Raw genomic sequence first — 26,235 nt, forward strand, 5'->3', positions numbered from 1 at the left:
CGCGTATCATACATGAAAAAATCCGCCGGTCCGTTGCCAACTGACCAGCGTCTTACGCGTTACAAATTACAAATGGTCTTGCGGGCGCGGTTTAGCTGCTGCGCATCAACGGGTAAAGCTCTTTCAGCAACTTGCGACGGCTGATCACCAACTGCCAGCGATGACCGCCCAGCTGCCGCCACAGGCGCGCCGATCGAATCCCGGCCAGCAACAGGGCGCGGATTTTCGAAGCGTTGCTCGGTTGCTGCAGGTTGCGCATGTCGCCATGGACCTGAATGCGTTGGCGCAAGGTGCTCAGGGTGTCCTGATACAGGGCGCCGCACGCTGCAATGACGTTTTCGTGAGCCGGACCGAAGTGCTCGACCTGAGACTGAATCTGCGGCAAGCGCTTGCCGATCACGTCCAGCATGTCGTTGCGTTTGGCCAACTGGCGCTCCAGCCCGAGCATCGCCAGGGCGTAACGCAGCGGTTCGCGCTGAAGGGTGCTTGGGTCACGTTCCAGGGCGCCGATCAATGCGCGGTAACCTTCACGCAGATTGATGTCGTCGCCGCCATAGACTTCCAGGGTGTCCTTGGGGTCGCGAATCAGCAGGCTACCGAGCATGCACGTCAGGCCGGCTTCGGCGGTCTGGCCGGTCTTGGCGATCTTGTCGACCAGCACGGCGGCGAGGAACACGCCGCCCAGTGCCGTCAGTTGCTCCTGAGTCGGGCTCATTGCTGCTCGCCTTGAGGAGTGCCCTTGCTCGTCCACGGTTCCGCAATTTCGATCACGCCGCCGCCGAGACAGATTTCGCCGTCGTAGAACACCACGGACTGGCCGGGGGTGACCGCGCGTTGCGGGTCATCGAAGGTTGCGCGGTAGCCGGTGGCGGTTTTTTCCAGCGTGCAGGGTTGATCGCTCTGGCGATAGCGGACTTTGGCCGTCAGCTTGCGCGGCTCAGTCAGGTCGATCGGGTTGACCCAATAGATGTCCGAGGCGAGCAGGGCGCGGGAGAACAGATAGGGGTGATCATTGCCCTGGCCAACGATCAGCTCGTTGTGCTCCAGGTCTTTGATCAGCACGTACCACGGCTCGTCACCGGCGTCTTTCAAGCCGCCGATGCCCAGGCCCTGACGCTGGCCGATGGTGTGATACATCAAGCCGTGGTGACGGCCGATGACTTCACCTTCGGTGGTCTTGATCTCGCCTGGCTGGGCCGGCAGATATTGCTTGAGGAAGTCGCTGAAGCGGCGTTCGCCGATAAAGCAGATCCCGGTGGAATCCTTTTTCTTCGCGGTGGCCAGGTCGTGTTTCTCGGCAATCGCGCGTACTTCGGGTTTTTCCAGCTCGCCAACCGGGAACAGGGTCTTGGCGATCTGTTCACCGCCGACGGCGTGCAGGAAGTAACTCTGGTCCTTGTTCGGGTCCAGGCCCTTGAGCAGTTCGGTGCGGCCATCAATATCACGGCGGCGCACGTAGTGACCGGTGGCGATCAGGTCGGCGCCGAGCATCATGGCGTAGTCGAGGAACGCCTTGAACTTGATCTCGCGGTTGCACAGGATGTCCGGGTTCGGCGTGCGACCGGCCTTGTATTCGGCCAGGAAATGCTCGAACACGTTGTCCCAGTACTCGGCGGCGAAGTTGGCGGTGTGCAGCTTGATGCCAATCTTGTCGCACACGGCCTGGGCGTCCGCCAGGTCATCCATGGCGGTGCAGTATTCCGTTCCATCGTCTTCTTCCCAGTTCTTCATGAACAGGCCTTCCACCTCATAACCCTGCTCGATCAGCAGGAGAGCGGAAACGGAAGAGTCCACGCCGCCGGACATGCCGACAATGACGCGCTTCTTTTGTGTGTCAGAAGGGGCTGGATCACGCATAGGGATTCAATGAGTGTCTTGAAAAAGGACGCGATTCTAACAGGCCAAAGCCCGCAAGGCTAAAGAGAAGGGCGGATCAGTTCGAGGCCGAAGAGTTTGCCGTCCAGATAATCATCAATACAGCGGATGATCAGCTCACTGCGCCAGTTTGCGCGCTGTGCCAGCAGTTCGTCACGCGTCAGCCATTTTGCGCCGACGATGCCGTCGTCCAGTTGATAGTCGGGGTGGTGTTTGAGCGGTTTTGCGGTGAAGCAGACCCGCTGGTAAGTCACGCCGTTGCTTGGGGCGGTGTAGAGGTAAATGCCCACCACGCCGGTCGGCTCGACGTCCCAGCCGGTTTCTTCCAGGGTTTCGCGCACGGCGGCGTCAATCAGGGTTTCGTCCGGGTCCAGATGGCCGGCGGGCTGGTTGAGCACCGTTCGTCCGCCCTTGGATTCTTCGACCATCAGGAAGCGGCCGTTGTCTTCGACGATGGTGGCGACGGTGATGTGGGGTAGCCAATCCATGAAGCTTCCTCGATTTCTAAAGTTGGAACAAAGATCAATGTGGGAGCGAGCCTGCTCGCGAAAGCGGTGGGTCAGCCAATGCCGTGTTGAAGGATATACCGCATTCGCGAGCAGGCTCGCTCCCACAGGGTCGGGTTTCAATAGATAAATTTGTGTAAGGCCCACAAACAGAAACCCCGGCACAGGGCCGTAATGCTGTTCACTTAAGCATTTGAGTCCTAGCTGGGCTTATCCGAAAATCCGATGCCAGACCTCTGGCATCGGATTTTTTATGTCTGTTCAACAGGACCTGCTCGACCTCGGCGACCTTTTCAACTTCTGCGACCTGAGCACCTTTACCCAAAACATCCCCATTGAGTGGGTAGCCTCTGCGCTGGATCTTTCCAGTCAGGCCACCATTCGCCGACGTCGCTTGCCTGCTGACCAGGTGCTTTGGCTGGTGCTCGGCATGGCGCTGTTTCGTGACGAACCCGTTCACGAGGTGGCCAGACGCTTGAACATTTGCGCCCAAGGCCTGGCCTCCGACCACCTGTTGGCCCGTAGCGGTGTAACCGAAGCTCGAAAGCGGCTCGGCGCCGATCCTGTTGAGTGGTTGTTCCGCAAGACGGGTACCCAATGGGGTGCAGAGCGCTATAGCGGTGACGCCTGGCACGATCTGCAGGTGTTCGCGGTAGACGGTGCGCTCTTGCGCACTGCGGATACGCCCGAGCTTCGGGATCACTTCGGCTCGGGAAATACTTCGACCGACCGCCAGACACCGTTTCCCATGATGCGTCTTGTGGCGTTGATGAATGTACGCTCGCACTTGATTCTGGATGCGCAATTGAGTCCCTACCGGCGCAGTGAAATGCGCTTGGCCGATGAGTTCCTGCAACAGATCCCCAACCACTCGGTGACGCTGTTCGATAAAGGGTTCTGGGGGGCTGAAATGCTGTCGAGCCTGAGCAAAGCCGGGATCAACCGTCATTGGTTGATCCCGGCCAAAAAAGGCATGGTCTGTGAGGAAGTGGCCCGTTACGGCCAGCACGACCGTTTGGTGCGCATGAAAGTCTCGCCGCAGGCTAGAAAGCGCATTCCGACTCTTCCAACGCACTGGGAAGCCCGCGAAGTCAGCTATGAAATTCAAGGCAAGCTAAAAACCGTCATGACGTCGTTGCCGGCCGATACCTACAACACCAAGGCGGTTGCCAGGCTTTATCAGGAGCGCTGGGAAATTGAATTGGGCTTCAGGGACATCAAGAGCTCGATGCAACAGAACGCAGTGACCTTGCGCAGCAAAAAAGTCGATCTGGTCTATCAGGAGGTATGGGGACTCTTGCTGGCTTACAACGTAATTCGTCGGGAAGCCAGTCAGGCGGCGGTGGCGTTTGGTCGAGCGCCATCGGACATCCGTTTCAAACCGGCCTGCCAGTACATCGCAGTCCAACTGATCGTCATGGCAGCGGCTAACCCGGTTTCAGCGACCGGGAGACGATTGGCAGAGTTGAGGGCAGGTATCGGAGGATTGTTTCTGGACCACCGCCCCAGGCCTTCGAGGCCAAGGACGGTGAAGATCTCAAAGACCCGGTTTCCAGTGGACCGTAAGGCTGCTCCGCTTAAGTGAACAGCATTACGGCACAGGGCCGGGGTTTCTTTGCATCCTTACAACCTTAAACCAGCGCAGCGATCGCGGCGTTGAAAGTATTGCTTGGGCGCATGGCCTTGCTGATCAGCTCGGCATTGGCGTGGTAGTAACCGCCGATGTCTACTGGCTTGCCCTGAACGGCGTTGAGCTCGGCAACGATGGTTGCTTCGTTCTCGGTCAGGGTCTTGGCCAGTTCGCCGAACTGCGCTTGCAGTGCAGCGTCTTCGGTCTGGGCAGCCAGGGCTTGAGCCCAGTACAGCGCCAGGTAGAAGTGGCTGCCGCGGTTGTCGATGTTGCCGACTTTGCGCGATGGCGACTTGTTGTTGTCCAGGAACTGGCCGGTGGCCTGATCCAGAGTCTTGGCCAGCACCAGCGCTTTAGGGTTGTTGTATGTAACACCCAGGTGCTCAAGGGAAGCGGCCAGGGCCAGGAACTCGCCCAGGGAATCCCAGCGCAGGAAGTTCTCTTCCAGCAGCTGCTGAACGTGCTTTGGTGCCGAACCGCCGGCGCCGGTTTCGAACAGACCGCCGCCGTTCATCAGCGGAACGATCGACAGCATCTTGGCGCTGGTGCCCAGTTCCATGATCGGGAACAGGTCAGTCAGGTAGTCGCGCAGTACGTTGCCGGTCACCGAGATGGTGTCCTTGCCTTCGCGGGTACGGCCCAGAGTGAAGGCCATCGCGTCGACTGGCGACATGATGCGAATGTCCAACCCTGCGGTGTCGTGATCCTTCAGGTAAGCCTGAACTTTCTCGATCACTACACCGTCGTGGGCGCGCATTGGGTCCAGCCAGAAGATCGCCGGAGTTGCGCTTGCGCGAGCACGGTTGACGGCCAGTTTGACCCAGTCCTGGATCGGCGCGTCTTTGGTCTGGCACATGCGGAAGATGTCGCCGGCTTCAACCGACTGTTCCAGTAGCATGCGGCCAGCGCCGTCGGAAACCCGAACTACGCCATTTGCCTTGATCTGGAAAGTCTTGTCGTGGGAGCCGTACTCTTCGGCTTTTTTCGCCATCAGGCCAACGTTTGGCACGCTGCCCATGGTGGTCGGATCGAAGGCGCCGTGCAGCTTGCAGTCTTCGATCACCGCCTGGTAGATGGTGGCGTAGCAGCGATCCGGGATCACGGCCTTGGTGTCGTGCAGCTGACCGTCAGTGCCCCACATTTTGCCGGAGTCACGGATCATGGCCGGCATCGAGGCGTCGACGATAACGTCGCTCGGCACGTGCAGGTTGGTGATGCCTTTGTCGGAGTTGACCATGGCCAACGACGGACGAACGGCGTAGACCGCCTGGATGTCCGCTTCGATCTGCGCTTGTTGCTCGGCCGGCAGGGCTTTGATGCGAGCGTACAGATCGCCGATGCCGTTGTTCAGGTTGAAGCCGATCTGTGCCAGCACGTCAGCGTGCTTGGCCAGTGCGTCTTTATAGAACTCGGCAACGATCTGGCCGAACATGATCGGGTCGGAGACCTTCATCATGGTGGCTTTCAAGTGAACCGACAGCAACACGCCTTTTTGCTTGGCGTCTTCGATCTCGGCAGCGATGAAGCTGCGCAGAGCGTTTTTGCTCATGACCGCGCAATCGAGGATCTCACCGGCTTGTACGGTGGTTTTTTCTTTCAGGACGGTGGTGGTGCCGTCTTGAGCGATCAGTTCGATTTTGACGGCGTCAGCGGCGTCGATCAGGGCAGCTTTTTCGCTGCCGTAGAAATCGCCGGTACTCATGTGCGCGACGTGGGACTTGGAGTCCGCAGCCCAGGCGCCCATTTTGTGCGGGTGCTTGCGCGCGTAGTTCTTGACCGACAGCGGTGCACGACGATCGGAGTTGCCTTCGCGCAGTACCGGGTTCACGGCGCTGCCCTTGATCTTGTCGTAACGCGATTTGGCGAGCTTGTCGGCGTCGCTGGTCACGGTTTCCGGGTAGTCAGGCAGTGCGAAGCCCTGGGCTTGCAGTTCCTTGATCGCGGCTTGCAGTTGCGGAACCGAAGCGCTGATGTTCGGCAACTTGATGATGTTGGCTTCAGGCGTAACGGCCAGGTCGCCCAGTTCGGCGAGGTGGTCGGCTACGGCTTTGTCACCCAGTTGCTCGGGGAAGCTGGCCAGAATGCGCCCTGCAAGAGAGATATCGCGGGTTTCCACGGCGATATCAGCGGAGGCGGTGAAGGCCTCTACGATAGGCAACAGTGAATAGGTGGCGAGGGCGGGAGCTTCGTCGGTGAAGGTATAGATGATCTTCGAGCGGGTGGGCATATTCGGATTAACTCTCTCTTCTTTGCTAAGCGTGCGCGGAAACTCGAGGGGCGCCGGGTAAGCGCGTTCGTTCAAAGTCGTCCATGAGCCGAATGTCGAGGTTTCTTCGCGGTGATGTTGGGTGCATCGGTCGAGCGTCAAGCGGGTGAACTGCGGTAACAGTCCGGCTTTTTCGGGCCCAAAGCCTCGGCTACTTATTCAGTTGCAGGAGAGGTCGGCCGTCGTGACTCTGTGGTCAGCGGGCGGCATTATACATAGGTAGCTGGCAATCTGCCGATGGTTCATATGCAACGATTCTCGTCCATTGGTCTAAAGGTCGCAGGGGCGAGTGGGGCGTAGAGTCTTGCACCGTGCTTGAGTTTGGCGCTTTTCCCTTTGCTTTCAGGCTTGTACGTCGCGAACTGTGCAGCTTTGCGGCAGATGGATGGAACATAGGGTTTGCGTGCCGATTTAACTGGGGTACGCTCGAACGAAGCCAGATGTTCAATCCAAACAATGGAGTTCAGCATGGGATACAAGAAGATTCAGGTTCCAGCAGTCGGCGACAAAATCACCGTCAACGCGGACCATTCTCTCAATGTTCCTAACAACCCGATCATCCCCTTCATCGAAGGTGATGGTATTGGCGTTGATATCAGCCCGGTCATGATCAAGGTTGTCGATGCTGCTGTTAAGAAGGCTTACGGCGGCGAGCGCAAAATTTCCTGGATGGAAGTCTACGCCGGGGAGAAAGCGACTCAGGTTTACGATCAGGACACCTGGCTACCTCAGGAAACCCTGGACGCGGTCAAGGATTATGTGGTTTCCATCAAGGGCCCTCTGACCACGCCGGTCGGTGGCGGCATCCGTTCCCTGAACGTGGCCCTGCGTCAGCAACTCGATCTTTATGTCTGCCTGCGTCCTGTGCGCTGGTTCGAAGGCGTGCCTAGCCCGGTCAAGAAGCCAGGCGACGTTGACATGACGATCTTCCGTGAGAACTCCGAAGACATCTACGCCGGTATCGAGTGGAAAGCCGGTTCGCCGGAAGCGACCAAAGTCATCAAGTTCCTTAAAGATGAAATGGGCGTCACCAAGATCCGTTTCGACGAAAACTGCGGTATCGGCATCAAGCCGGTTTCGCTGCAAGGCACCAAGCGTCTGGCGCGCAAGGCGTTGCAGTATGTGGTCGACAACGACCGCGACTCGCTGACCATCGTGCACAAAGGCAACATCATGAAGTTCACCGAAGGTGCCTTCAAGGAATGGGCCTACGAAGTGGCGGCTGAAGAGTTCGGCGCGACCCTGCTCGATGGCGGTCCGTGGATGCAGTTCAAAAACCCGAAAACCGGCAAGAACGTTATCGTCAAAGACGCCATCGCTGACGCCATGCTCCAGCAGATCCTGCTGCGCCCGGCCGAATACGATGTGATCGCGACCCTGAACCTGAACGGCGACTACCTCTCTGACGCCCTGGCGGCGGAAGTGGGCGGTATTGGTATCGCACCGGGTGCCAACCTGTCTGACACCATTGCGATGTTCGAAGCGACCCACGGTACTGCGCCGAAGTACGCTGGCAAGGACCAGGTCAACCCGGGTTCTCTGATCCTGTCCGCAGAGATGATGCTGCGTCACATGGGCTGGACCGAAGCGGCTGATCTGATCATCAAAGGCACCAACGGCGCGATTTCGGCCAAGACCGTGACCTATGACTTCGAACGTCTGATGGAAGGCGCGAAACTGCTGTCTTCGTCTGCGTTTGGTGATGCGCTCATCTCGCATATGTAAGCCGCATATGTAAGCGAATCGGCATTAAAAAAACCGCCTTCGGGCGGTTTTTTTATGACTGGATGACGGGTTGCGTCAGCTCGACACTGTTTCCTGTTGGGTGGTAGGTGCGGTCTGTTCCTTCTCGATAGCCGCAGACGTAATCTTCACTGCATGCAACCCTTTGGGTCCCTGGACGATCTCGAAGTTTACGGCTTGCCCGGCCTTGAGGGTCCTGTATCCGTCCATTTCAATGGCCGAATAGTGGGCAAAGAAATCAATAAGATGACCGTCTTCGTCACGGCCTTCTCTGGCGTCGGTGTTAATGAAACCGAATCCCTTGGCATTGTTGAACCATTTCACCTTACCGACTGACATACCCATATCCCTCTGCAACAGACTCCATCACTGGAGTATCATCCAGTTCATCCGCAGTCATTTCCTGGAAATAAGATTGACTCCGCGGACCTTTTTTACCCACTGTGGGCTCTATTGGTTGTAACACCGTTTTCCCGATAGTCAAGCTGACCGGGCAGTCGGAGTTGAAATCGTCCATAGCCGCCCCCACCACTGTATTTGCACAACTGACGAACCTTTCTTTCCATGCATGCAATCAGCCAGATTCGACTAACATTCAATCAGGATCGCCCTGATTCACACGACGACGATTCCGCAGGCATTGCTGTTCAGGAGGCAAAGCCTGCTTTACAGGCGCCGCCGATGTACAAGGTGGTTTTGTTCAATGATGACTACACACCGATGGATTTCGTCGTCGAAGTGCTCGAGGTGTTTTTTAACCTGAATCGCGAGCTGGCGACCAAGGTCATGCTGGCCGTCCACACAGAAGGACGGGCAGTATGTGGAGTGTTTACCCGCGACATCGCCGAGACTAAGGCCATGCAGGTCAACCAGTACGCCAGGGAAAGCCAGCATCCGCTACTCTGTGAAATCGAGAAGGACGGTTAATCGCCGACCACTTGGGTATGAGGTGAAGCTATGTTAAACCGCGAGCTCGAAGTCACCCTCAATCTTGCCTTCAAGGAGGCACGGTCGAAGCGTCATGAGTTTATGACCGTCGAACACCTCCTGCTGGCCCTATTGGACAATGAGGCTGCCGCCACCGTTTTGCGTGCCTGCGGCGCAAACCTCGACAAACTCAAGCACGATCTGCAGGAGTTCATCGACTCCACCACGCCATTGATCCCCCTTCATGACGAGGATCGTGAAACCCAGCCAACCCTGGGCTTCCAGCGTGTACTGCAACGTGCTGTCTTTCACGTACAGAGCTCGGGCAAACGCGAAGTGACTGGCGCCAACGTACTGGTCGCGATCTTCAGTGAGCAAGAGAGTCAGGCAGTGTTCCTGCTGAAACAGCAGAGCGTTGCGCGTATCGATGTCGTCAACTACATCGCTCACGGCATTTCCAAAGTGCCGGGGCATGGCGATCACTCTGAAGGTGAACAAGATATGCAGGACGACGAGGGCGGTGAGTCTTCTTCTTCAGGCAATCCTCTGGATGCTTATGCCAGCAACCTCAACGAACTCGCGCGCCAGGGTCGAATCGATCCATTGGTAGGCCGTGAGCTGGAGGTTGAGCGGGTCGCGCAGATTCTGGCGCGTCGTCGCAAAAACAATCCGCTGTTGGTGGGCGAGGCGGGCGTGGGTAAAACCGCGATTGCCGAAGGCCTGGCCAAGCGCATTGTCGACAACCAGGTGCCGGACCTGCTGGCCAACAGCGTGGTTTATTCCCTCGATCTGGGGGCCTTGCTGGCCGGGACCAAATACCGCGGCGATTTCGAGAAACGCTTCAAGGCGTTGCTCAATGAGCTGAAAAAACGTCCACAGGCGATCCTGTTCATCGACGAAATTCACACCATCATTGGTGCGGGTGCCGCGTCCGGTGGCGTCATGGATGCCTCGAACCTGCTCAAGCCGCTGCTGTCGTCGGGTGATATCCGTTGCATCGGCTCGACTACGTTCCAGGAATTCCGCGGGATCTTCGAGAAGGACCGTGCTTTGGCTCGGCGCTTCCAGAAGGTCGATGTGTCGGAACCTTCGGTGGAAGACACCATTGGCATCCTGCGCGGCCTGAAGGGTCGTTTCGAAGCGCATCACAACATCGAATACAGCGATGAAGCGTTGCGTGCGGCGGCTGAACTGGCCTCGCGCTACATCAATGACCGGCACATGCCGGACAAGGCCATCGATGTCATCGACGAGGCGGGCGCCTACCAGCGTTTGCAGCCAATCGAGAAACGTGTGAAACGCATCGAAGTGCCTCAAGTCGAGGACATCGTCGCGAAAATCGCGCGGATTCCGCCTAAGCACGTCACCAGCTCCGACAAAGAGCTGCTGCGTAACCTTGAGCGTGACCTGAAGCTGACAGTATTTGGCCAGGATGCCGCGATCGACTCGTTGTCGACCGCGATCAAACTGTCCCGTGCCGGCCTCAAGTCGCCTGACAAGCCTGTCGGTTCGTTCCTGTTCGCAGGGCCGACCGGTGTCGGTAAAACCGAAGCGGCGCGTCAGTTGGCCAAGGCCTTGGGCATCGAGCTGGTTCGCTTCGACATGTCCGAGTACATGGAGCGCCACACCGTATCGCGTCTGATCGGTGCGCCTCCAGGCTATGTCGGGTTCGACCAGGGCGGTCTGCTGACCGAAGCCATCACCAAGCAGCCTCACTGCGTGCTGTTGCTCGATGAGATCGAGAAGGCGCATCCGGAAGTCTTCAACCTGCTGCTGCAGGTTATGGACCACGGTACGCTGACCGATAACAACGGGCGCAAGGCGGACTTCCGTAACGTGATCGTCATCATGACGACCAACGCCGGTGCCGAAACGGCCGCTCGCGCTTCGATCGGTTTCACTCATCAGGACCACTCGTCCGATGCGATGGAAGTGATCAAGAAGAGCTTCACGCCAGAGTTCCGCAACCGTCTGGACACCATTATCCAGTTTGGTCGCCTCAGTCATGAGGTCATCAAAAGCGTGGTGGACAAGTTCCTTACCGAACTTCAGGCGCAGCTGGAAGACAAGCGCGTGCAGTTGGAAGTGACCGATGCTGCGCGTAGTTGGCTGGCAGCGGGTGGCTACGATACGGCGATGGGTGCTCGACCAATGGCGCGTTTGATTCAGGACAAGATCAAGCGTCCGCTGGCGGAAGAGATCCTCTTTGGCGAATTGGCCGATCATGGTGGGGTGGTTCACATCGATCTCAAGGATGGCGAGCTGACCTTCGACTTCGAGACCACGGCTGAAATGGCCTGACAATTACCGCAACAAAGCCAAAAGGCGCCGGGAGGCGCCTTTTGGCTGTCTGTCAGTCATGCACTGACCCCTGTGGGAGCGAGCCTGCTCGCGAAGGCGCCGGCACATTCAATATCAATGCAAACTGACCCACCGCCTTCGCGAGCAGGCTCGCTCCCACAGGGGGTCGTGTTGATCCATCAAATTCCAGACAAACAAAAACGCCCGGCATAAACCGGGCGTTTTGTATTGACTTGATTAGCGAGCGCGGTAAGTGATGCGCCCTTTGCTCAAGTCATAGGGCGTCAGCTCGACGCGCACTTTGTCACCGGTAAGAATACGGATGTAGTTCTTGCGCATCTTGCCGGAGATATGCGCGGTTACGACGTGCCCATTTTCCAACTCCACACGAAACATGGTGTTGGGCAGGGTGTCGACGACAGTGCCTTCCATTTCGAAGCTGTCTTCTTTCGACATGCAGTAAAGCCCTCGGTGTCCAATGAATGGCCCGGTGCAACTGCGCCAGGCAAAAGCGGCGTGCATTGTGCCCGAAAAATGGGGTTTAAGCCAAGGGGTTTACGGCTTGCTCTAGTTCAGGATGACCCAGCGCTGATTAATCAGCAGTTCGATAGGACGATATTGAGTCTTGTAACTCATCTTTTTGCAGTTTTTGATCCAATAGCCCAGATAGACGGCTTCCAGCCCCAGACGCTGAGCCTCGGCGATTTGCCAGAGGATCGCGTAACGCCCCAGGCTGCGGCGTTCTTCGGTGGGCTCGTAGAAGGTGTAGACCGCCGACAGACCGTTCGGCAGCAAGTCAGTGACGGCCACCGCCACCAGTCGTCCTTCGAGGCGGAATTCGTAGAATCGGGAAAACGGCAGGTCACGTACCAGGAACGTCGCAAATTGATCGCGACTCGGCGGGTACATATCGCCATCGGCGTGACGCTGTTCGATATAGCGCTGATAAAGGTCGAAATACTCTTCGCTGAACCCTGGCCTGGCCGGGCGTACCTTCAAGTCGGCATTGCGCTTGAAGATGCGTTTCTGCTGGCGGTTGGGCTCAAATTGCGCCACAGGGATGCGCGCCGGTACGCACGCATTGCAATTCTGGCAATGAGGCCGGTAAAGATGATCGCCGCTACGACGGAAACCCATTTCAGACAGGTCTGCATAGACATGCACATCCATGGGCTGACTAGGGTCGAGAAACAGGGTCGTGGCCTGCTCCTCGGGCAGATAACTGCAAGAGTGGGGCTGAGTGGCATAAAACTTCAAACGCGCCAACTCGGTCATGATCAACCCTCGGGAATAAGCTTTGATTTGGGGGCGTTCTCAATGAGTTTCTCCGCCGCGTTGTCGCCTTAAAGCGGGCCAGGCAAGGCGCAGGCCGCTGGGAATGGTGTTCCCCTTCCAAGGCCTGCAACGCAGCCTGGCCCGTTTTAAGGCACAACCCGAAGGGCCGGGCCTGCTGTTGCGCAGGGCTGCGTTGCTCGAAGCTTATTTGGAATGACCAAACTACGCTTCTCGCGTCTTGCCCTGCGCAACAGCAGACCCGGCGCGGCGGCGAAACTCATTGAGAACGCCCCCTAAGTGTAAGCCAAGCGCGCCAAAGTCGCTCAGCAAACCCAGGTTGCGCGGCTGGGTTGGTCCAGATGCTGCGCAAGGTAGTCGGCAAACTCGCTGCGTGGAATCGCTCGGGCGCCGAGGCTGTGCAGATGGTCGGTAGGCATCTGGCAGTCGATCAGCACAAAGCCTGAGTCTTTCAGATGTCGGATCAGTGTGGCAAAGCCATATTTCGAGGCGTTGTCGGCGCGGCTGAACATGGACTCGCCGAAAAACAACTGACCCATCGCCAGGCCATAGAGCCCGCCGACCAGTTCGCCCTGGTCCCAGACTTCCACCGAATGGGCGTACCCGCGCCTGTGCAGCTCGAGGTAGGCGTTCTGCATGGCTTCTGTGATCCAGGTGCCGTCGGCGTAATCCCGAGGCGCGGCGCAAGCGCGGATGACCGCGGCAAAATCCTGATCAAAGGTCACTTGATAGCGTTGCTGGCGCAGCAGTTTGTTCAGGCTGCGCGAGACATGCAGTTCGTCGGGAAACAGTACGGTGCGTGGATCCGGCGACCACCAGAGAATCGGCTGCCCTTCCGAGAACCACGGAAAACAGCCGTGGCGATAGGCTTGAATCAGACGATCGGCGGACAGGTCACCGCCCGCGGCCAACAGCCCGTTGGGATCGCGCATGGCTTTTTCCAGGGGCGGGAAGGTCAAGGTATTGCGTTGTAACCAAGTCAGCATGGCATCCGGGCTTGCAGAAGGGGAGGGCAGTGGTGGCCGGGTGGGCCCACCGTGAAGTGTGCCGTCAAACGACAGGAATGTCGTCGAGATACTTTTCGGCGTCCAGCGCGGCCATGCAGCCGGCCCCGGCAGACGTTACGGCCTGGCGGTAAACATGATCGGCCACGTCGCCGGCGGCAAATACGCCTGCGATTTCGGTGCTGGTAGCATCGCCTTCGCTGCCGCCCTTGACCAGCAGATAGCCGTCACGCATTTTCAGCTGGCCCTCGAACAGGTCGGTGTTGGGCTTGTGGCCGATGGCGATGAACACGCCGGCCAGCGCCAATTCACGGGTTTCGCCCGTGTGGCTGTCCCGCAGGCGGGCGCCGGTCACACCGCTGGCATCACCCAGCACCTCATCCAGATTCTGGTTCCAGTGCAGGCGGATATTACCTTTGGCGGCTTTTTCGAAGAGCTTGTCCTGAAGAATCTTTTCCGAGCGCAACTTTTCGCGCCGATGAATCAGGTGAACTTCCTTTGCGATGTTTGACAAATACAGCGCCTCTTCAACTGCCGTGTTGCCGCCACCCACGACCGCGACCACCTGATTGCGGTAGAAGAAACCGTCGCACGTCGCGCAGGCCGACACCCCTTTGCCGGCAAATGTCTCTTCCGATGGCAGTCCCAGGTATTGCGCCGAGGCGCCGGTGGCGATAATCAGCGCGTCACAGGTGTATGTGCCGCTGTCGCCGATGAGTTCGAAAGGGCGCTGTTGCAACTTGGCGGTGTGGATGTGGTCGTAAACGATCTCTGTGTGAAAGCGCTCGGCGTGTTTTTGCATGCGTTCCATCAGTACCGGCCCGGTGAGGCCTTCGACATCGCCGGGCCAGTTGTCGACTTCGACGGTGGTGGTGAGCTGGCCACCTGCCTGTATGCCGGTAATGACAACGGGGTTGAGGTTGGCGCGGGCGGCATAAACGGCTGCGCTGTAACCGGCGGGGCCGGAACCCAGAATGATCAGGCGGGAATGCTTCGTTTCGCTCATAAAAACACCTCATAAGCCTTTGTCACAAAAGAGAATGCATGCTCAAATTGAACCGTGTGTAATGTGCTGTTGGCTATGCTACACCTTGGGTTTCAAGCATGGCATCGGACGAACAAACCCGTACAATGCCTGCCTGTTACAGTGCTTGTAATAAAATAAGCGCTGCGCGCCGTGTTTATAAAAACCGGAGCGTAGTGTTAAAAGTAGTCCCAGTTACACCTGTTATCTTTTTTACCTGCCTGGATTGGGCAGTTTTTTATAGTCATTCAACAGATGGACGCGCCATAGGCGCAGGAAAAGAAGCGTTTTGAAGAAATCCACCGCAGCACCAAAAACAGTCGTTCCGCTCTGGCGCCAGCAATTGCACTACCGGCTCAAGGAAGGTGCATTGATCGCCATTGGCGGCTTGTGCCTGTTCCTGATGATGGCCTTGTTGACCTATGGCAAGGACGATCCGGGCTGGAGCCATAACAGCAAGATCGACGATGTGCAGAACTTCGGCGGACCGGTCGGCTCCTACAGCGCCGATATCCTGTTCATGGTGTTGGGTTACTTCGCCTACATCTTCCCGCTGTTGCTGGCGATCAAGGCTTATCAAATCTTCCGCCAACGCCACGAGCAGTGGGAGTGGAGCGGCTGGCTGTTCTCCTGGCGCCTGATCGGCCTGGTGTTTCTGGTGCTCTCGGGCGCGGCACTGGCCCATATCCATTTCCACGCCGCGACCGGTCTGCCGGCTGGCGCTGGCGGCGCCTTAGGCGAAAGTCTCGGTGATCTGGCCAGGAACGCCCTGAATATTCAGGGCAGTACACTGTTGTTCATCGCGTTGTTCCTGTTCGGCCTGACGGTGTTCACCGACCTGTCGTGGTTCAAAGTGATGGACCTCACCGGCAAGATCACCCTCGACTTGTTCGAACTGTTCCAAGGCGCGGCCAATCGCTGGTGGGCCGCCCGCACCGAACGCAAGCAACTGGTCGCCCAACTGCGTGAAGTCGACGACCGCGTCCATGACGTAGTGGCGCCGACCGTCACCGACAAGCGCGAGCAAGCCAAGGTCAAGGAGCGCCTGATCGAACGTGAGCAAGCCCTGAGCAAGCACATGTCCGAGCGTGAGAAGCAGGTGCCGCCGGTGATTGCCCCGGCACCGCCCAAGCCAGCGGCGCCCAGCAAACGCGTGGAAAAAGAGAAACAGGCGCCGTTGTTTGTCGACAGCGCCGTCGAAGGCACCTTGCCGCCGATCTCGATTCTCGACCCTGCTGAAAAGAAACAACTCAATTATTCGCCTGAATCCCTGGCTGCGGTCGGCCATTTGCTGGAAATCAAACTCAAGGAATTCGGCGTCGAAGTCTCGGTGGATTCGATTCACCCAGGCCCGGTCATTACCCGTTACGAAATCCAGCCAGCGGCCGGCGTCAAGGTCAGCCGCATCTCCAATCTGGCGAAAGACCTGGCACGTTCCCTGGCCGTGACCAGCGTACGTGTGGTCGAAGTGATTCCGGGCAAGACCACCGTGGGTATCGAAATTCCTAATGAAGATCGCCAGATCGTGCGCTTCTCCGAAGTGCTGTCGACCCCTGAGTACGATAACTTCAAGTCGCCGGTGACTTTGGCCCTGGGCCACGACATTGGTGGCAAACCGGTCATCACCGATCTGGCGAAAATGCCTCACTTGCTGGTAGCCGGTACGACGGGTTCCGGTAAATCGGTCGGTGTGAACGCAATGATCCTGTCGATCCTGTTCAAGTCTGGCCCGGAAGACGCCAAGCTGATCATGATCGACCCGAAAATGCTTGAGCTGTCGATCTACGAAGGCATTCCGCACCTGTTGTGCCCGGTCGTGACCGACATGAAGGACGCGGCCAACGCCCTGCGCTGGAGCGTGGCGGAGATGGAGCGTCGCTACAAACTGATGGCGAAAATGGGCGTGCGTAACCTGTCGGGCTTCAATGCCAAGGTCAAGGAAGCCCAGGATGCCGGCACGCCGCTGACCGATCCGCTGTACAAGCGCGAAAGCATTCACGATGAAGCGCCGCTGCTGACCAAGCTGCCGACCATCGTTGTGGTGGTGGACGAATTCGCCGACATGATGATGATCGTCGGCAAGAAGGTTGAAGAACTGATCGCCCGTATCGCCCAGAAGGCCCGTGCTGCCGGTATCCACTTGATCCTTGCGACCCAGCGTCCGTCGGTTGATGTAATCACAGGCCTGATCAAGGCCAACATTCCGACCCGTATGGCGTTCCAGGTGTCGAGCAAGATCGACTCGCGGACCATCATCGACCAGGGCGGCGCCGAGCAACTGTTGGGCCACGGTGACATGCTTTACATGCCGCCGGGCACCAGTCTGCCGATTCGTGTCCACGGTGCCTTCGTGTCCGATGACGAGGTTCACCGGGTGGTCGAAGCCTGGAAACTGCGCGGCGCGCCGGAATACAACGACGAGATCCTCGCCGGTGTCGAAGAGCCGGGTAGCGGGTTTGAAGGCGGCAGCGGTGGCGACGAAGACAGCGAATCCGACGCGCTCTACGACGAAGCGGTGCAGTTCGTGCTGGAAAGCCGTCGCGCGTCCATCTCTGCGGTTCAGCGCAAGCTGAAAATCGGCTATAACCGCGCCGCACGCATGATCGAAGCCATGGAAATGGCCGGGGTCGTGACGTCCATGAATACCAACGGTTCGCGTGAAGTCCTGGCTCCGGGCCCGGTACGCGACTGAATTGATTGAAACGCGGTGGCGTAATGACGCGCCATCGCACCCCCACGAATGTTATGAGGACTCCCATGCGTCTTATCCGCATGCTGTTGCTGCCGGTTTTGGCTTTGACCACGCTCTCGGCCCACGCCGATGACAAGGACGTGGCGCGTCTGACCCAATTGCTGGAAAAATCCCAAACCCTCACCGCCCATTTCTCTCAGCTGACCCTCGACGGCAGCGGCACGCAGTTGCAGGAAACCGCAGGTCAAATGTCCTTGCAGCGTCCTGGCCTGTTCTACTGGCACACCGATGCACCGGCCGAGCAAGTCGTGGTCTCCGACGGCAAGAAGGTGACGCTGTGGGACCCGGACCTGCAACAGGCCACCATTAAGACGCTGGATCTGCGTCTGAGCCAAACTCCGGCATTGCTGCTGTCCGGTGACGTGTCCAAGATCAGCCAGAGCTTCGCCATCAGCGCTAAGGAAGCCGGTGGCGTGATCGACTTCACCTTGAAGCCGAAAACCAAGGACACCCTGTTCGACAGCCTGCGCCTGTCGTTCCGCAATGGCCTGGTCAATGACATGCAGATGATCGACAGCGTCGGTCAGCGCACCAACATCCTGTTCACCGGCGTGAAGGCCAACGAGCCGATCCCGGCATCCAAGTTCAAGTTCGACATCCCCAAGGGTGCCGACGTGATCCAGGAATAAATCGCAAGACCTGTGGGAGCGGGCTTTTGTGGCGAGGGGATTTATCCCCGTTGGGCTGCGGAGCGGCACCAAAATCTGCAGTCGCGGTTTATCAGTTACACCGCATGCAATGTTTTACGACTGCTTCGCAGCCGAACGGGGATAAATCCCCTCGCCACAGGTACCAGCTCTTGCCACAGGATTTTCGCCAGGTATGAGTACTGCGCAATAAGTGAGGTTTCAACAGTAGTGATGGACCTGTTTCGCAGTGCCCCGATCGCTCAACCTTTGGCAGCACGCCTGCGTGCGGCCAATCTGGACGAGTACGTCGGTCAGGAACACGTGCTCGCTCGCGGCAAGCCTTTGCGCGAAGCCCTGGAGCAGGGTGCCCTGCACTCGATGATTTTCTGGGGCCCGCCGGGTGTGGGAAAAACCACATTGGCGCGGCTGCTGGCGGAAGTCTCGGATGCGCACTTCGAAACGGTTTCGGCGGTACTGGCCGGCGTGAAGGAAATCCGTCAGGCGGTGGAAATCGCCAAGCAGCAGGCCGGGCAGTACGGCAAGCGGACCATCCTGTTCGTCGATGAAGTGCATCGCTTCAACAAGTCTCAGCAGGATGCGTTCCTGCCATATGTCGAAGATGGCACGCTGATTTTCATCGGCGCAACCACTGAAAACCCTTCGTTCGAACTCAATAACGCGTTGCTCTCCCGGGCGCGCGTCTACGTACTCAAAAGCCTCGACGAAGCGGCCCTGCGCAAGTTGGTGCATCGCGCGCTGACCGAAGAACGTGGCTTGGGCAAGCGGCAACTGACCCTCAGTGATGAAGGCTTCCAGATGCTGCTGTCGGCTGCCGATGGCGATGGCCGGCGTCTGCTCAACCTGCTGGAAAACGCCTCGGACCTGGCTGAAGACAACAGCGAGATCGGCGTCGACCTGCTGCAAAGCCTGCTCGGTGATACCCGCCGGCGTTTCGACAAGGGCGGCGAAGCGTTTTACGACCAGATCTCTGCACTGCATAAATCGGTGCGCGGTTCCAACCCGGACGGCGCGTTGTATTGGTTTGCGCGAATGATCGACGGCGGTTGCGATCCGTTGTACCTGGCCCGGCGCGTGGTGCGCATGGCCAGCGAAGACATCGGCAATGCCGACCCCCGCGCCTTGAGCTTGTGCCTGGCGGCGTGGGAAGTGCAGGAGCGCCTTGGCAGCCCCGAAGGCGAATTGGCGGTGGCCCAGGCCATCACCTACCTGGCTTGCGCACCGAAAAGCAACGCGGTGTACATGGGGTTCAAAGCCGCGATGCGCAGCGCCACCGAACACGGTTCGCTGGAAGTGCCGCTGCACCTGCGCAACGCGCCGACCAAATTGATGAAGCAACTGGGTTATGGCGACGAATACCGTTACGCGCACGATGAGCCAGACGCTTACGCCGCTGGCGAAGACTATTTCCCGGAGGAACTCGAGCCACAACCGTTCTATCAGCCAGTGCCGCGTGGCCTGGAGTTGAAGATCGGCGAGAAGCTCAATCACCTGGCCCAACTTGATCGCCTCAGCCCCCGACAGCGGAGAAAATAGTGATCCCTTTGATCGTTGCCGTTTCTGTGGGCGGTATCGCCGGAACGCTTTTACGCTTTGCCACGGGGAACTGGATCAACGCTAATTGGCCGCGGCACTTCTATACCGCGACGCTGGCCGTTAATATCGTGGGCTGTTTGCTGATCGGCGTTCTATACGGTCTGTTTTTAGTACGCCCGGAGATACCGATTGAGGTACGCGCTGGGTTGATGATCGGCTTCCTCGGGGGGCTGACGACTTTTTCATCCTTTTCACTGGATACGGTGCGCTTGCTCGAAACCGGGCAAATGCCGCTGGCCTTCGGCTATGCTGCGATCAGCGTATTCGGCGGGCTGCTCGCCACCTGGGCTGGCCTGTCCTTGACCAAACTTTGATAACGAGAGACCGACATGCTCGATTCCAAACTGTTACGTAGCAACCTTCAGGACGTAGCGGACCGCCTGGCATCCCGTGGCTACACACTGGATGTTGCGCGCATCGAAGCGCTGGAAGAACAGCGCAAGACCGTCCAGACCCGCACCGAAGCACTGCAGGCTGACCGTAATGCGCGCTCCAAATCCATCGGTCAGGCCAAGCAGCGTGGCGAAGACATCGCGCCGCTGATGGCCGACGTCGAGCGCATGGCGAACGAGTTGAGTGACGGTAAAGTCGAGCTGGACGGGATCCAGACCGATCTGGACTCGATCCTGCTCGGCATCCCGAACCTGCCGCACGAATCCGTGCCAATCGGTGATGACGAAGACGGCAACGTCGAAGTGCGCCGCTGGGGCACCCCGACCGCGTTCGATTTCCCGGTTCAGGATCACGTGGCCCTGGGCGAGAAGTTCGGTTGGCTCGACTTCGAAACCGCCGCCAAGCTGTCCGGCGCCCGTTTCTCCCTGTTGCGTGGCCCGATTGCTCGACTGCACCGCGCTCTGGCGCAGTTCATGATCAACCTGCACACCAGCGAACACGGCTACGAAGAGGCCTACACGCCTTATCTGGTTCAAGCGCCGGCGCTGCAAGGCACGGGTCAGCTGCCGAAGTTCGAAGAAGACCTGTTCAAGATTACTCGCGAAGGCGAAGCCGATCTGTACCTGATCCCGACCGCCGAAGTGTCGCTGACCAACATCGTGGCTGGCGAAATCGTCGACTCGAAACTGCTGCCGATCAAGTTCGTCGCCCACACCCCGTGCTTCCGCAGTGAGGCTGGTGCCTCGGGTCGCGATACGCGCGGCATGATCCGTCAGCACCAGTTCGACAAGGTTGAAATGGTCCAGATCGTTGAACCGTCAACTTCGATGGAAGCGCTGGAAGGCCTGACTGCCAACGCTGAAAAAGTCCTGCAATTGCTCGAGCTGCCTTATCGCACTATTGCGCTGTGCACCGGTGACATGGGCTTCAGCGCGGTCAAGACCTACGACCTGGAAGTGTGGGTCCCGAGCCAGGACAAATACCGCGAGATTTCGTCGTGCTCCAACTGCGGCGACTTCCAGGCCCGTCGCATGCAAGCGCGTTTCCGCAACCCGGAAACCGGCAAGCCTGAGCTGGTGCACACCCTGAACGGTTCCGGCCTGGCGGTCGGTCGTACGCTGGTGGCGGTGCTGGAAAACTACCAGCAGGCCGACGGTTCGATCCGTATACCTGAAGTACTGAAGCCTTACATGGGTGGCCTTGAGGTCATCGGCTAAATGGACTATCTGCCGCTGTTCCATAACCTTCGCGGCAGTCGTGTCTTGGTCGTCGGCGGGGGGGAGATTGCCTTGCGCAAATCCCGCCTGCTGGCCGAAGCCGGTGCGCTGCTGCGGGTGGTCGCACCTGAAATCGAACCGCAACTGCGCGAACTGGTTGCCGGCAGTGGTGGCGAGTGTTTGGTGCGAGGCTACGTTGAATCGGACCTGGACGGTTGCGGGCTGATCATCGCCGCCACCGACGACGAACCGCTGAACGCGCAAGTTTCCGCCGATGCTCATCGGCGTTGCGTGCCGGTCAACGTGGTGGATGCGCCAGCCCTGTGCAGCGTGATCTTCCCGGCGATCGTCGACCGTTCTCCTTTGATCATTGCGGTCTCCAGCGGCGGCGATGCGCCGGTGCTGGCGCGGTTGATCCGCGCCAAACTGGAAACCTGGATTCCTTCCACCTACGGTCAATTGGCCGGTCTGGCGGCGCGTTTTCGCAGCCAGGTCAAACGCCTGTTCCCGGATGTGCAGCAGCGTCGGGCGTTCTGGGAAGATGTGTTCCAGGGCCCGATTGCCGACCGGCAACTGGCCGGGCAGGGTGCCGAGGCTGAGCGCTTGATGCTGGCGAAAATTGCCGGTGAAGCGCCGAATGCAACGGGCGAAGTCTATTTGGTGGGCGCCGGCCCGGGTGATCCCGACCTGCTGACCTTCCGTGCTTTGCGTCTGATGCAGCAAGCCGATGTGGTGCTGTATGACCGCTTGGTAGCGCCAGCTATTCTGGATTTGTGCCGTCGCGATGCCGAGCGGGTTTACGTCGGCAAGCGTCGCGCCGATCACGCCGTGCCGCAGGATCAGATCAACCAGCAATTGGTGGATTTGGCCAAGCAAGGCAAGCGGGTCGTGCGGTTGAAGGGCGGTGATCCGTTCATCTTCGGTCGCGGCGGTGAAGAGATCGAAGAACTGGCGGCCCATGGCATCCCGTTCCAGGTCGTGCCGGGTATCACGGCCGCCAGCGGTTGCGCGGCGTATGCCGGGATTCCGCTGACGCACCGCGATTACGCGCAGTCGGTGCGTTTTGTCACTGGGCACTTGAAGGACGGTTCCACCGATTTGCCGTGGGCCGACCTGGTCGCGCCGGCGCAAACCCTGGTGTTTTACATGGGGTTGGTGGGTTTGCCGATCATCTGTGAACAGTTGATCAAGCATGGTCGAGCGGCGGACACACCGGCGGCGTTGATCCAGCAGGGCACCACGGTCAATCAGCGGGTGTTTACCGGCACCTTGGCCGATTTGCCAAGTCTGGTGGCGGAGCATGAAGTGCATGCGCCGACACTGGTGATCGTGGGTGAAGTGGTGCAATTGCGCGAGAAACTGGCGTGGTTCGAGGGCGCTCAGGCGCAGGTCTAGAGACCGAGTCGCCTCCTTCGCGAGCAGGCTCGCTCCCACAGGGGATTTGTGAACGACACAAATCAAATGTGGGAGCGAGCCTGCTCGCGAAGGGACCTTGAGACCTGAATAAATCTTAAGCCCTGCGCCAAACTCCTTTCCCGCTCAACCGCTCGCGATCATGCGTCGCTGTGAAATCCAGCGCCGGCCCTTTCGGCACGATCCCGGTCGGATTGATGGTCTTGTGGCTGCCGTAGTAGTGATTCTTGATGTGCTCAAAATCCACCGTCTCGGCAACCCCCGGCCACTGATAAATTTCCCGCAACCAGTTCGACAGATTCGGATAATCGGCGATCCGCCGCAGGTTGCACTTGAAGTGGCCGTGATACACGGCATCAAAGCGAATCAGCGTGGTGAACAGCCGAATGTCTGCTTCCGTCAGGTATTCACCGACCAGGTAACGGTTCTCGCCTAACAACAACTCCAGCCGATCCAGCTCGGCAAACACATCATCGAACGCTTCTTCGTAAGCCTTTTGCGACGTGGCAAACCCTGCCCGATACACGCCATTGTTCACCGCCGGATAAATCCGTTCGTTCAGCGCGTCGATCTCGCCCCGCAGCGGTGCGGGGTAGAAATCCAGGTCATTGCCCGTCAAGTCATCGAAGGCGCCATTGAACATGCGGATGATCTCCGCCGATTCATTGTTGACGATGCGATTCTGCTGTTTGTCCCAGAGCACCGGCACGGTGACACGGCCGGTGTAGTCGGCGGTATCGGCGGTGTAGCGCTGGTGCATGAAATTGAAATGATCGAGCTTGTCCCCGGTCGATCCGAGGTTCTGATCGAAGGTCCAGCCGTTTTCCAGCATCAGCCAACTGACCACCGACACGTCGATGAGGCTTTCGAGGCCTTTTAGTTTGCGCAGGATCAGCGTGCGGTGAGCCCATGGACAGGCGAGGGACACGTAGAGGTGATAACGACCGGCCTCGGCCGCAAAGCCACCGACACCTGTCGGGCCAGGTTTGCCGTCGGCGGTCAGCCAGTTACGACGCTGCGCTTGTTCACGCTGGAACGTGCCGTCCTTACCGCTTTCGTACCACTGGTCATGCCAGCGACCTTCAACTAACAAACCCATGTTCAAGACTCCTCAACCAATAAGCGTTGGAGAGGAGTCTATTCGCATAGGTTCGATAAAAAAGCGCAAAGGTTGGGCGCTTATGATCGGTTAAATCGATTTATCCCGAGCGTCCCAATACTGCTGGGCGGTTTCGAAGGCGTGTTCGCGAGTTTGACCGAGGCCGCGCAAGGCCAGGGCCATGGTCGAGATCAGCGCCATTTGCGGATAGCTGTCGACTACATCGCCACGCCACACCGCTTTGAGATGTTCGGGATCGAGCGTGGCCGGTTTGACATGGCGCTGGCTCGAAAGCTGAGGCCATTCCTCATCCCAGCTTTCACCACCTGTGGTGCCGTACAAGTGGCTGTCGGCGTCGGGGTTGATCTCGATTTCGCCGCCGTCGCCTTTCACCACGATCGCGGTGTCGCCGAGCAAACCGCTGGCATCGCGATGCACAGCCTGGTACCCGGGGTGGAAAATGCTTTGCAGGCCACAGCGAGCGCCCAACGGATTGAGAATCCGCGTCAGGGAATGGATCGGCGAGCGCAGGCCCAGGGTGTTGCGCAGGTCGATCATCCGCTGCAGTTGGGGCGCCCAATCCACCAGCGGCATGAAGGCCAGGCCACCGTTATCGAGCGCCACACCCACCTGCTGCCAGTCGCGGCACAACGGAATCTTCAACTCATCCAGCAATTGTTCGCTATAGAGCCGACCCGCCGTGTGCGTGCCACCGCCGTGCATGAAGATCCGCACGCCGTTCTGCGCCAGGCACTTGGCCGCCAGCAGATACCACGGCAGGTGACGCTTCTTGCCGGCATACGTCGGCCAGTCCAGATCGATGGCCAGTGCCGGCGGATTCAGACGTTCGCGCAACGCTTCGGTAAAACCCGCCATCTCCTCGGCACTTTCTTCCTTGTGCCGCAACAACATCAGGAATGCGCCGAGCTGGGTGTCTTCGACCTTGTGGTCGAGCACCATGCCCATGGCTTCGCGGGCTTCTTCGCGGGTCAAGTCGCGGGCGCCGCGTTTGCCTTTGCCGAGGATGCGCACGAACTGGGCGAACGGGTGTTCGGCGGGTGTTTCGAGGGTCAGCGCTGGGTAGTCGGTCATAAGCAATTCGTCGGTTTGGGCAGGCCCGCCAGTTTCGCGGCGAGTTTGGCAGGGGTGCCTTTGAACAATCGGTTCAGGTGCAGGCTGTTGCCCTTGTCCGGGCCCAGCTTCAGCGCGGTGTACTTGATCAGAGGACGGGTGGCCGGGGACAGCTGGAATTCAGCGTAGAAACTGCGCAGCAGTTCGAGGATTTCCCAGTGTTCGGGGCTCAACTCGATGTCTTCGGCAGCTGCCAGGGCGCTGGCCACCTCAAAGGACCAGTCGCTCAGTTCTACCAGGAAACCGTCCTTGTCCAACTCGATGGCGCGTGCGCCGACCGTCAGGGAATTCATAGCCAACTGTTGACCTTGTCGTAGTGAATCGACAGCTCGACGAAGGCGGGGTAATCGATGGCCTTGGCCGTGTCAGGAATCTCCAGCGCGCGAGCCTGGGCGTCTTCGGCCAGTACAAACAGTTTCAGATTACGGGCGTTCAGCGCATTGAAAGGCGCGGTGCCTGGTTGCAAGGCATAGGCCGCGTCGCCAGTCAGCAGCAGCGCATCGTCAGCGCCCATCAAGCGCAGGCAACTGGTCAGGCGATCGTCGCCGAACGGGGAATGAGACAACACATGCAAAGTCGACATCAGAGGGTGATCACCTGGTCGTAACGGTCAATAAGTGCGGTGATTTCGTGAGCGGCCAGCACCTGGGCTTCTTCGAGCGACAAACTGCTCGGGTCCAGGCCGCGTTCAGCGGCGCTGTCGCCACAGACGAACAGGTCTTCGACACCGAATATCGGCAGGGCTTGCAGGTTGGCGCTCAGGTCTTTCTGCTGGAGGGCCTTGGCATTCTGCTTCGCGGCGAGCTGGAACACCCCGTCATCGAGAAACAGCAGGCCGATCGGCAGATCAAAGGCGCCGCCGGCCAGCACGATGTCCAACGCTTCCCGCGCACTCGGCCCGGACCAGGGCGCCTGACGGCTGATAATCAGCAAGGATTTAGGCATCTCACGCGCCTCCGAAACAGATCAGGCGGTCAGCGTCCTGCACCGCGTCATGCAATTGGCCCAGACCAGACAATTCCCACGGCGCGCCCACTGCAACGGCTTCACGCTGATAGCGCCCGGCTTCTTCTTCGTTCAACACGCCACGACGCAGGGCCGCCGCGATGCACACGACGCCGTCCAGTTGATGCTCGGTGACGAAATTGCGCCATTGCCTGGGCAAGTCCTGCTCATCCTGCGGCGTGACCACGCTGCCGGAGGCGTTGTAGACGCCGTCCTGATAGAAAAACAGCCGGACAATCTCGTGCCCGCCGGCCAGCGCGGCCTGGGCGAACAGCAAGGCGCGGCGCGAGGAGGGCGCATGGGCGGCGGAAAACAGCGCAATGGCGAACTTCATGACGGACTCGATCAGCAAAACTGCGGCCATGATAATGCTTTATGGCCGGGGCGGCTAAATGGGTTTTCCCTTGGGACCG

At 58.8% G+C, this 26,235-nt stretch carries 25 protein-coding genes; 10 read left to right on the top strand and 15 right to left on the bottom strand.

Going from position 1 to position 26,235, the window contains the following annotated elements; translation table 11 throughout:
* Positions 1-91: 91 nt before the first annotated feature.
* Genes hflD through ACYZTW_RS11040 form a run of 3 tightly spaced genes read right to left on the bottom strand, consistent with a single transcriptional unit; the run spans position 92 to position 2,363 of the window.
* Complete coding sequence (gene hflD, locus ACYZTW_RS11030) at positions 92-715, bottom strand: high frequency lysogenization protein HflD (RefSeq protein WP_033057057.1); 624 nt, start codon at positions 713-715, stop codon at positions 92-94.
* Positions 712-1,857 (bottom strand): tRNA 2-thiouridine(34) synthase MnmA, encoded by a 1,146-nt coding sequence (gene mnmA / locus ACYZTW_RS11035; protein ID WP_462004864.1) that lies wholly within the window; start codon positions 1,855-1,857, stop codon positions 712-714. Before mnmA ends, hflD begins: the two co-directional genes overlap by 4 nt.
* Before the next feature lie 59 nt (positions 1,858-1,916).
* Positions 1,917-2,363 carry an NUDIX hydrolase gene (locus ACYZTW_RS11040; RefSeq protein ID WP_462004865.1) on the bottom strand — a complete coding sequence of 149 codons (447 nt, stop codon included), beginning with the start codon at positions 2,361-2,363 and terminating at the stop codon, positions 1,917-1,919.
* Between the two features lie 271 nt (positions 2,364-2,634).
* On the opposite strand from ACYZTW_RS11040, the gene ACYZTW_RS11045 reads away from it, so the two are divergent.
* A complete protein-coding gene (locus tag ACYZTW_RS11045) occupies positions 2,635-3,966 on the top strand; it encodes an IS4 family transposase (RefSeq protein ID WP_462000820.1) in 1,332 nt (443 codons plus the stop codon).
* Positions 3,967-4,012: 46 nt separating this feature from the next.
* Here the strand turns inward: ACYZTW_RS11045 and ACYZTW_RS11050 are convergent, their stop codons facing one another.
* Entirely contained in the window at positions 4,013-6,238 is a 2,226-nt protein-coding gene (locus tag ACYZTW_RS11050) for an NADP-dependent isocitrate dehydrogenase (protein WP_462004866.1), read from the bottom strand.
* A gap of 507 nt (positions 6,239-6,745) precedes the next feature.
* Between ACYZTW_RS11050 and icd the strand changes: the two genes are divergently transcribed.
* The gene (icd, locus tag ACYZTW_RS11055; RefSeq protein ID WP_008146904.1) at positions 6,746-8,002 is read left to right on the top strand and encodes an NADP-dependent isocitrate dehydrogenase; all 1,257 of its coding nucleotides are present in this window, start codon (positions 6,746-6,748) and stop codon (positions 8,000-8,002) included.
* Positions 8,003-8,077: 75 nt separating this feature from the next.
* On the opposite strand, the gene ACYZTW_RS11060 is transcribed toward icd, so the two are convergent.
* A complete protein-coding gene (locus ACYZTW_RS11060) occupies positions 8,078-8,359 on the bottom strand; it encodes a cold shock domain-containing protein (RefSeq protein ID WP_462004867.1) in 282 nt (93 codons plus the stop codon).
* Between the two features lie 225 nt (positions 8,360-8,584).
* Between ACYZTW_RS11060 and clpS the strand changes: the two genes are divergently transcribed.
* On the top strand, positions 8,585-8,947 hold the full coding sequence (gene clpS / locus ACYZTW_RS11065) for an ATP-dependent Clp protease adapter ClpS (RefSeq protein WP_046032480.1): 363 nt from the start codon (positions 8,585-8,587) through the stop codon (positions 8,945-8,947).
* A gap of 30 nt (positions 8,948-8,977) precedes the next feature.
* Positions 8,978-11,248: an ATP-dependent Clp protease ATP-binding subunit ClpA gene (gene clpA / locus ACYZTW_RS11070; RefSeq protein ID WP_462004868.1), complete on the top strand. Its 2,271-nt coding sequence runs from the start codon at positions 8,978-8,980 to the stop codon at positions 11,246-11,248.
* 237 nt (positions 11,249-11,485) lie between these two features.
* Here clpA and infA read toward each other — a convergent pair whose 3' ends face one another.
* The 4 genes from infA to trxB all read right to left on the bottom strand — a co-directional run bounded on the left by infA (position 11,486) and on the right by trxB (position 14,551).
* Entirely contained in the window at positions 11,486-11,704 is a 219-nt protein-coding gene (gene infA, locus ACYZTW_RS11075) for a translation initiation factor IF-1 (protein ID WP_002553999.1), read from the bottom strand.
* A 111-nt stretch (positions 11,705-11,815) separates the two neighbouring features.
* A complete protein-coding gene (locus ACYZTW_RS11080) occupies positions 11,816-12,523 on the bottom strand; it encodes an arginyltransferase (protein ID WP_462004869.1) in 708 nt (235 codons plus the stop codon).
* A gap of 323 nt (positions 12,524-12,846) precedes the next feature.
* On the bottom strand, positions 12,847-13,527 hold the full coding sequence (gene aat / locus ACYZTW_RS11085) for a leucyl/phenylalanyl-tRNA--protein transferase (RefSeq protein WP_462004870.1): 681 nt from the start codon (positions 13,525-13,527) through the stop codon (positions 12,847-12,849).
* 64 nt (positions 13,528-13,591) lie between these two features.
* Entirely contained in the window at positions 13,592-14,551 is a 960-nt protein-coding gene (trxB, locus tag ACYZTW_RS11090; RefSeq protein WP_462004871.1) for a thioredoxin-disulfide reductase, read from the bottom strand.
* Positions 14,552-14,858: 307 nt separating this feature from the next.
* On the opposite strand from trxB, the gene ACYZTW_RS11095 reads away from it, so the two are divergent.
* The 6 genes from ACYZTW_RS11095 (at position 14,859) to cysG (ending at position 22,569) form a co-directional block, all read left to right on the top strand.
* Entirely contained in the window at positions 14,859-17,261 is a 2,403-nt protein-coding gene (locus ACYZTW_RS11095; protein ID WP_462004872.1) for a DNA translocase FtsK, read from the top strand.
* A 65-nt stretch (positions 17,262-17,326) separates the two neighbouring features.
* Positions 17,327-17,950 carry an outer membrane lipoprotein chaperone LolA gene (gene lolA / locus ACYZTW_RS11100; RefSeq protein ID WP_462004873.1) on the top strand — a complete coding sequence of 208 codons (624 nt, stop codon included), beginning with the start codon at positions 17,327-17,329 and terminating at the stop codon, positions 17,948-17,950.
* Positions 17,951-18,181: 231 nt separating this feature from the next.
* Positions 18,182-19,504, top strand: coding sequence for a replication-associated recombination protein A (locus ACYZTW_RS11105; protein ID WP_008029505.1), 1,323 nt, complete (start codon positions 18,182-18,184; stop codon positions 19,502-19,504).
* Entirely contained in the window at positions 19,504-19,878 is a 375-nt protein-coding gene (gene crcB / locus ACYZTW_RS11110; protein WP_462004874.1) for a fluoride efflux transporter CrcB, read from the top strand. Before ACYZTW_RS11105 ends, crcB begins: the two co-directional genes overlap by 1 nt.
* 15 nt (positions 19,879-19,893) lie before the next feature.
* Entirely contained in the window at positions 19,894-21,174 is a 1,281-nt protein-coding gene (serS, locus tag ACYZTW_RS11115; protein WP_462004875.1) for a serine--tRNA ligase, read from the top strand.
* A complete protein-coding gene (gene cysG / locus ACYZTW_RS11120) occupies positions 21,175-22,569 on the top strand; it encodes a siroheme synthase CysG (RefSeq protein ID WP_462004876.1) in 1,395 nt (464 codons plus the stop codon).
* Between the two features lie 115 nt (positions 22,570-22,684).
* On the opposite strand, the gene ACYZTW_RS11125 is transcribed toward cysG, so the two are convergent.
* The 6 genes from ACYZTW_RS11125 to tusD all read right to left on the bottom strand — a co-directional run bounded on the left by ACYZTW_RS11125 (position 22,685) and on the right by tusD (position 26,156).
* Positions 22,685-23,686 carry a glutathione S-transferase family protein gene (locus tag ACYZTW_RS11125; protein ID WP_462004877.1) on the bottom strand — a complete coding sequence of 334 codons (1,002 nt, stop codon included), beginning with the start codon at positions 23,684-23,686 and terminating at the stop codon, positions 22,685-22,687.
* A gap of 90 nt (positions 23,687-23,776) precedes the next feature.
* Positions 23,777-24,778 (bottom strand): glycosyl transferase family protein, encoded by a 1,002-nt coding sequence (locus tag ACYZTW_RS11130; protein WP_462004878.1) that lies wholly within the window; start codon positions 24,776-24,778, stop codon positions 23,777-23,779.
* A complete protein-coding gene (locus tag ACYZTW_RS11135; protein WP_033057029.1) occupies positions 24,775-25,110 on the bottom strand; it encodes a TusE/DsrC/DsvC family sulfur relay protein in 336 nt (111 codons plus the stop codon). Before ACYZTW_RS11135 ends, ACYZTW_RS11130 begins: the two co-directional genes overlap by 4 nt.
* Positions 25,107-25,400, bottom strand: coding sequence for a sulfurtransferase complex subunit TusB (tusB, locus tag ACYZTW_RS11140; RefSeq protein ID WP_129436892.1), 294 nt, complete (start codon positions 25,398-25,400; stop codon positions 25,107-25,109). Before tusB ends, ACYZTW_RS11135 begins: the two co-directional genes overlap by 4 nt.
* Positions 25,400-25,762 carry a sulfurtransferase complex subunit TusC gene (tusC, locus tag ACYZTW_RS11145; protein WP_462004879.1) on the bottom strand — a complete coding sequence of 121 codons (363 nt, stop codon included), beginning with the start codon at positions 25,760-25,762 and terminating at the stop codon, positions 25,400-25,402. The genes tusB and tusC overlap by 1 nt, the downstream gene beginning before the upstream one ends.
* 1 nt (position 25,763) lies before the next feature.
* A complete protein-coding gene (gene tusD / locus ACYZTW_RS11150) occupies positions 25,764-26,156 on the bottom strand; it encodes a sulfurtransferase complex subunit TusD (RefSeq protein ID WP_462005734.1) in 393 nt (130 codons plus the stop codon).
* Positions 26,157-26,235: the final 79 nt, after the last annotated feature.

The organism is Pseudomonas sp. LB3P25 (assembly GCF_054897985.1).

Coding starts and splice junctions, on each gene's coding strand:
- hflD (WP_033057057.1), bottom strand. CDS start 715: ATGAGCCCGACTCAGGAGCAACTGACGGCACTGGGCGGCGTGTTCCTC.
- mnmA (WP_462004864.1), bottom strand. CDS start 1,857: ATGCGTGATCCAGCCCCTTCTGACACACAAAAGAAGCGCGTCATTGTC.
- ACYZTW_RS11040 (WP_462004865.1), bottom strand. CDS start 2,363: ATGGATTGGCTACCCCACATCACCGTCGCCACCATCGTCGAAGACAAC.
- ACYZTW_RS11045 (WP_462000820.1), top strand. CDS start 2,635: ATGTCTGTTCAACAGGACCTGCTCGACCTCGGCGACCTTTTCAACTTC.
- ACYZTW_RS11050 (WP_462004866.1), bottom strand. CDS start 6,238: ATGCCCACCCGCTCGAAGATCATCTATACCTTCACCGACGAAGCTCCC.
- icd (WP_008146904.1), top strand. CDS start 6,746: ATGGGATACAAGAAGATTCAGGTTCCAGCAGTCGGCGACAAAATCACC.
- ACYZTW_RS11060 (WP_462004867.1), bottom strand. CDS start 8,359: ATGTCAGTCGGTAAGGTGAAATGGTTCAACAATGCCAAGGGATTCGGT.
- clpS (WP_046032480.1), top strand. CDS start 8,585: ATGCATGCAATCAGCCAGATTCGACTAACATTCAATCAGGATCGCCCT.
- clpA (WP_462004868.1), top strand. CDS start 8,978: ATGTTAAACCGCGAGCTCGAAGTCACCCTCAATCTTGCCTTCAAGGAG.
- infA (WP_002553999.1), bottom strand. CDS start 11,704: ATGTCGAAAGAAGACAGCTTCGAAATGGAAGGCACTGTCGTCGACACC.
- ACYZTW_RS11080 (WP_462004869.1), bottom strand. CDS start 12,523: ATGACCGAGTTGGCGCGTTTGAAGTTTTATGCCACTCAGCCCCACTCT.
- aat (WP_462004870.1), bottom strand. CDS start 13,527: ATGCTGACTTGGTTACAACGCAATACCTTGACCTTCCCGCCCCTGGAA.
- trxB (WP_462004871.1), bottom strand. CDS start 14,551: ATGAGCGAAACGAAGCATTCCCGCCTGATCATTCTGGGTTCCGGCCCC.
- lolA (WP_462004873.1), top strand. CDS start 17,327: ATGCGTCTTATCCGCATGCTGTTGCTGCCGGTTTTGGCTTTGACCACG.
- ACYZTW_RS11105 (WP_008029505.1), top strand. CDS start 18,182: ATGGACCTGTTTCGCAGTGCCCCGATCGCTCAACCTTTGGCAGCACGC.
- serS (WP_462004875.1), top strand. CDS start 19,894: ATGCTCGATTCCAAACTGTTACGTAGCAACCTTCAGGACGTAGCGGAC.
- cysG (WP_462004876.1), top strand. CDS start 21,175: ATGGACTATCTGCCGCTGTTCCATAACCTTCGCGGCAGTCGTGTCTTG.
- ACYZTW_RS11125 (WP_462004877.1), bottom strand. CDS start 23,686: ATGGGTTTGTTAGTTGAAGGTCGCTGGCATGACCAGTGGTACGAAAGC.
- ACYZTW_RS11130 (WP_462004878.1), bottom strand. CDS start 24,778: ATGACCGACTACCCAGCGCTGACCCTCGAAACACCCGCCGAACACCCG.
- ACYZTW_RS11135 (WP_033057029.1), bottom strand. CDS start 25,110: ATGAATTCCCTGACGGTCGGCGCACGCGCCATCGAGTTGGACAAGGAC.
- tusB (WP_129436892.1), bottom strand. CDS start 25,400: ATGTCGACTTTGCATGTGTTGTCTCATTCCCCGTTCGGCGACGATCGC.
- tusC (WP_462004879.1), bottom strand. CDS start 25,762: ATGCCTAAATCCTTGCTGATTATCAGCCGTCAGGCGCCCTGGTCCGGG.
- tusD (WP_462005734.1), bottom strand. CDS start 26,156: ATGAAGTTCGCCATTGCGCTGTTTTCCGCCGCCCATGCGCCCTCCTCG.